Origin of the sequence: Sphingomonas sp. Ant20 (assembly GCF_000783375.1) — a bacterium.
Lineage (GTDB): Bacteria > Pseudomonadota > Alphaproteobacteria > Sphingomonadales > Sphingomonadaceae > Sphingomonas > Sphingomonas aerolata.
In genome coordinates this window covers 1-2,704 of record NZ_JRVI01000278.1, presented here as the reverse complement: position 1 = coordinate 2,704, position 2,704 = coordinate 1, and the positions used below count along the sequence as shown (strand labels likewise).

Genomic DNA, 2,704 nt, shown 5'->3' with positions numbered 1-2,704 from the left:
GCGCGGGCGCGGCCTGCCGACGTCGTGCTGACCGGGCGCGACGGGCTGTTCGACCTTGCCCTGCACGCGCGCGCGGGCGCGCCGTCGCTGCTTGGCGCACTCGAACCCGCTCAGATTATCGCCCATTTCTCCCAGCCGTCCGGAGCTGCCTGATGCCCTATGCCTATGAGACCGACGGGGCCGCGATCTATCGCCAGTCGTTCGCGATGATCCGTGCCGAGGCGGATCTGGCGCGCTTCGATGCCGAGGAGGAGCCGGTCGCGGTGCGGATGATCCACGCTGCGGGGCTGGTCGCGCTGGCGGGGGATATCCGCTTTTCGCCCGGCTTCGCACGGACCGCGCGTGCGGCGTTGCGGGCGGGCGCGCCGATCCTGTGCGATGCGCGGATGGTGACCGAGGGGATCACGCGCGCGCGCCTGCCGGCGAACAATGCGGTGATCTGTACGCTGCACACGCCCGAGACGGTCGCGCTGGCGAAAGAAATGGCAACGACGCGTTCGGCCGCGGCGCTGGAGTTCTGGCGGCCGTATCTGGCGGGCGCGGTGGTGGCGATCGGCAATGCGCCGACCGCGCTGTTCTACCTGCTCACGATGCTGGAGGATCCCGACTGTCCGCGACCGGCGGCGATCATCGGCTGTCCGGTCGGCTTTGTCGGCGCGGTCGAATCGAAGGACGCGCTGTGGGCGGCGCAGCCGATGCCGTGCGTGATCGTCGAGGGGCGGCTGGGCGGCAGCGCGATCACCGTCGCGGCGATCAACGCGCTGGCGAGTGCGGCGGAATGATCGGCGTGGTGGCGCCCGTGCCGACTTTGGTGCCGCCGCCGGGGCAGGCGGTCGTGACGGGCACGATCCACGGCGTCGGGCTGGGGCCGGGGGCGTGCGACCTGATGAGCGTGCGTGCGGACCGGCTGGTGCGCGGCGCACGCCACGTCGCCTATTTCCGCAAGGCGGGGCGGCCGGGACAGGCGCGGCGGATCGTCGAGGGGATGCTGCGCGACGACGTGATCGAATATCCGATGGAATATCCCGTCACCACCGAGATCGCATTGTCCGATCCGCGGTACAACGACCGGCTGTCGGGCTTCTACGCGGGGTGTATCGATCACCTCGCGGCGCTGGCGCTGGGCGGCGAGGACGTGGTGGTGCTGTGCGAGGGCGACCCGTTCTTCTACGGATCGTTCATGCATCTCTATACGCGGTTGCAGGGGGTCGCGCCGGTCGCGGTCGTCCCCGGCATTACCGGCATGTCGGGCGCCTGGACCGCGAGCGGCGCGCCGATCACCTGGGGCGACGACGTGCTGACGGTGGTGATGGGGACGCTGCCCGAGGCGGATCTGGTGCGGCGCATCCGCGACACCGATGCGCTGGTGGTGATGAAGATCGGCCGGCACCTCGCCAAGCTGCGCCGCGCGGTCGCCGCCGCGGGGCGCGAGGAGGCGGCGTGGCTGGTCGAATATGCGGCGATGGCGGAGCAGCGCGTCACGCGGCTGTGCGAGGCGGATGCGGTCACGCCCTATTTCGCGATCCTGCTGATCCACGGGCAGGGGCGGCGGCCATGACCCTGAGCGCAGGGATTGGCTGGCTGGCGATCGCTGGGCTGGGGCCGGGGGATGCTGCGCTGGTGACGCCCGAGGTCAGCGCGGCGCTGGCCGAGGCGACCGACGTGATCGGCTATATTTCCTATGTCGCGAGGGTTCCGGCGCGCGACGGTCTGACACTGCATGCGAGCGACAACCGGGTCGAGATCGACCGCGCGCGCCATGCGCTCGAGCTGGCAGCGAAAGGCGCGCGCGTCGTCGTCGTGTCGTCGGGGGATCCCGGCGTGTTCGCGATGGCGGCGGCGGTGTTCGAGGCGCTGGAGGCGGGGCCGGCGGCGTGGGGCGCGATCGACATCCGCGTGCTGCCGGGGATCACCGCGATGCTGGCGGCGAGTGCGCGGGCAGGCGCGCCGCTCGGACATGATTTCTGCGCGATCAACCTGTCGGACAATCTGAAGCCCCAGGCGCTGATCGAGCGACGCGTGCGGCTGGCGGCGGAGGCCGATTTCGCGATCGCCTTCTACAATCCGCGATCGAAGGCGCGACCCGACGGGCTGGTCCGCGCGTTCGAGATCCTTCGCACGACGTGCGGCGACGATCGCCCGGTGCTGTTCGCGCGGGCGGTGTCGACGCCCGAGGAAGCGCTGTCGATCGTGCCGCTGGGCGAGGCGCGGGCGGAGATGGCGGACATGCGGACGATGGTGATCGTGGGGTCGAGCCTGACGCGGATCATCGCGCGGGCGCAGGGGCCGATCCTCTATACGCCGCGGTCGGCGCCATGATCGAGCCAGTCGAGCACCGCGTCGACCGAATCGACCGCGTGTCGCGCAGGCAGCGGCGGGCGGTCGATCATGATCACCGGCAGGCCGAGCGTGCGCGCGGCGACGAGCTTGGCCGCCGCGCCGCTGCCGCCCGCGTTCTTGCAGACGACCAGTTCGGTGGCGTGGTCGCGCATCAATTGGGTGTCGCCGGCGGCGTCGAACGGGCCGCGGTCTACGACCAGGCGGTGGCGGGGCAGCGGCGGCGGATCGTCGGGCGTATCGACGAAACGCAGCAGATAGTCGTGCTGCGGCTGCTGCGCGAAGGCGTCGACATGCATCCGGCCGAGCGCGAGCATCACGCGCTGCGACGGCCCGGCGAGCGCCGCGACCGCGCCGCGATATCGGC

At 71.3% G+C, this 2,704-nt stretch carries 4 protein-coding genes and 1 pseudogene; 4 read left to right on the top strand and 1 reads right to left on the bottom strand.

Going from position 1 to position 2,704, the window contains the following annotated elements; translation table 11 throughout:
• The 4 genes and pseudogenes from NI18_RS24785 to cobJ all read left to right on the top strand — a co-directional run.
• A pseudogene (locus tag NI18_RS24785) lies at positions 1 to 153 on the top strand (cobalamin biosynthesis protein CobG); the annotation flags it as partial.
• Complete coding sequence (locus NI18_RS20205) at positions 153 to 782, top strand: precorrin-8X methylmutase (protein ID WP_037532887.1); 630 nt, start codon at positions 153 to 155, stop codon at positions 780 to 782. The pseudogene NI18_RS24785 and the gene NI18_RS20205, both read left to right, overlap by 1 nt.
• Positions 779 to 1,558, top strand: coding sequence for a precorrin-2 C(20)-methyltransferase (gene cobI / locus NI18_RS20200; protein WP_084215342.1), 780 nt, complete (start codon positions 779 to 781; stop codon positions 1,556 to 1,558). The genes NI18_RS20205 and cobI overlap by 4 nt, the downstream gene beginning before the upstream one ends.
• A complete protein-coding gene (gene cobJ, locus NI18_RS20195; protein WP_037532886.1) occupies positions 1,555 to 2,319 on the top strand; it encodes a precorrin-3B C(17)-methyltransferase in 765 nt (254 codons plus the stop codon). Before cobI ends, cobJ begins: the two co-directional genes overlap by 4 nt.
• Here the strand turns inward: cobJ and NI18_RS20190 are convergent.
• The coding region (locus tag NI18_RS20190) for a precorrin-6A/cobalt-precorrin-6A reductase (protein ID WP_037532884.1) at positions 2,295 to 2,704 on the bottom strand (410 nt) is incomplete at its 5' end. The two genes, cobJ and NI18_RS20190, sit on opposite strands and share 25 nt — an antisense overlap.